Consider the following 1,372-nt stretch of genomic DNA (forward strand, 5'->3'; position numbering starts at 1 on the left):
CGACATCAGCACCAGACATACGAACGCCAGCCTGAAGATCACTCAGGCATTCTTGCTCGGCGTGCGGATATCTTGAGACGACGTCGGCTCCCGGCGGACCATGCCCGATGCATAGCGCGGATGCTCCCGATTGCCCCACAGCCGCACGCCGGCCCGCAGACCGGCGACGCGACAACCCCCCGAACGGATGGTGTCAGTCTTTGCTGGCGCTTGGCGTGGGAGTCGGTGCGGTGACCAGGTCGCGCAGCGCATCCAGGAGAAGCTCATGCTCGTCAACAGGGAGACCAAAACGGGCATGCGAGAGCTTCGTGGCATACGGAGCGAGGGCGTCGAGATCGGCAAGTTGTTGCCGCACTTCCGCACCTATCGCGGCATCGGGATCAAAGCCGATGGCCTCATCACCCGTGTAGTCCCCGGAACCCAGCTCCACACGGTAGTCGGCGGCGTCGATGGCCCGGCCCGCGACATGTGCGGCGAAGACTGGCTCCGCATGTGTCAACGGCCAATCAGATCTCCCCGTAGGCGGCCAGTAGTTTTCCCCGCTGGCGGCCATGGTTTCTCCCCAGTGGCGGCCAGATAGTTCCCCGCCTGTGGGGTGGTGCTGGGGTCAGTGCAAGGCTTTGACGCCCTGTCCGGCGGTGGCTTGGTTGAACCGGTAGCTGTCACCCTGGGTCACGACGACGTGGGCGTGGTGCAGGAGTCGGTCGACGGTGGCGGTGGCCAGGGTCTTGGGCATGATCTCGTCGAAACCGGACGGGTGCAGGTTCGAGCTGACCGCGAGGCTGCGGCGTTCGTAGGCGGCGTCGACGAGGCGGTAGAACCCTTCGGCGGCGTCCGGGGAGACCGGTAGCAGGCCGATGTCGTCGATGATGATCAGGTCGGTGCGGATCAGTCTGGCCATGGCTCGGGCGACGGAGTCGTCGGGGCGGTGGCGGCGGACCATGACGCCGAGGTCTTCGATGGTGAACCAGGCGACGGTCATGCCGGCCTCGACGGCGGCTTGGCCGAGGGCTTCGCAGAAGTGGCTCTTGCCGGTGCCGGACGGGCCGCAGATGGACAGGTTCTCCTTGCGCTGCACCCATTCCAGGCTGCGCAGGGCGTCCTGGGTCGGCCGCGGGATCGAGGAGGCCTGCTCGTCCCAGTCGCCGAAGGTTTTGCCGGCGGGGAACGCGGCGCGTTTGCGCCGGGTGCGCAGGTTGGCCTGGTCCCGGCCGGCTGCCTCCTCCGCGAGGAGGACCCGCACGACTTCGGCCGGGTCCCAGCGTTGCGCTTTCGCGGTGGGGATGAGGTCGGCCATGGCCCGGCGCAGGTGCGGCAGTTTCAGCCGGCGGGTGAGCTCGATCGCTTCGGTCAGCGGGTCACCGGCTGCGCC

General features: G+C 67.6%; 2 protein-coding genes. Both read right to left on the reverse strand.

The window, feature by feature from the left end; translation table 11 throughout:
- Positions 1 to 193: 193 nt before the first annotated feature.
- Positions 194 to 553, reverse strand: coding sequence for a hypothetical protein (locus AB0B91_RS66055; RefSeq protein WP_358343243.1), 360 nt, complete (start codon positions 551 to 553; stop codon positions 194 to 196).
- A 54-nt stretch (positions 554 to 607) separates the two neighbouring features.
- Positions 608 to 1,354 (reverse strand): IS21-like element helper ATPase IstB, encoded by a 747-nt coding sequence (gene istB, locus AB0B91_RS66060; protein ID WP_358343245.1) that lies wholly within the window; start codon positions 1,352 to 1,354, stop codon positions 608 to 610.
- Positions 1,355 to 1,372: the final 18 nt, after the last annotated feature.

Source organism: Nonomuraea sp. NPDC049141, from assembly GCF_040648415.1.
Taxonomy (GTDB): domain Bacteria; phylum Actinomycetota; class Actinomycetes; order Streptosporangiales; family Streptosporangiaceae; genus Nonomuraea.

What these genes read in the sequence shown, in the direction of transcription:
- AB0B91_RS66055 (WP_358343243.1), bottom strand. Translation starts at nt 553, where the DNA reads ATGGCCGCCAGCGGGGAAAACTACTGGCCGCCTACGGGGAGATCTGAT.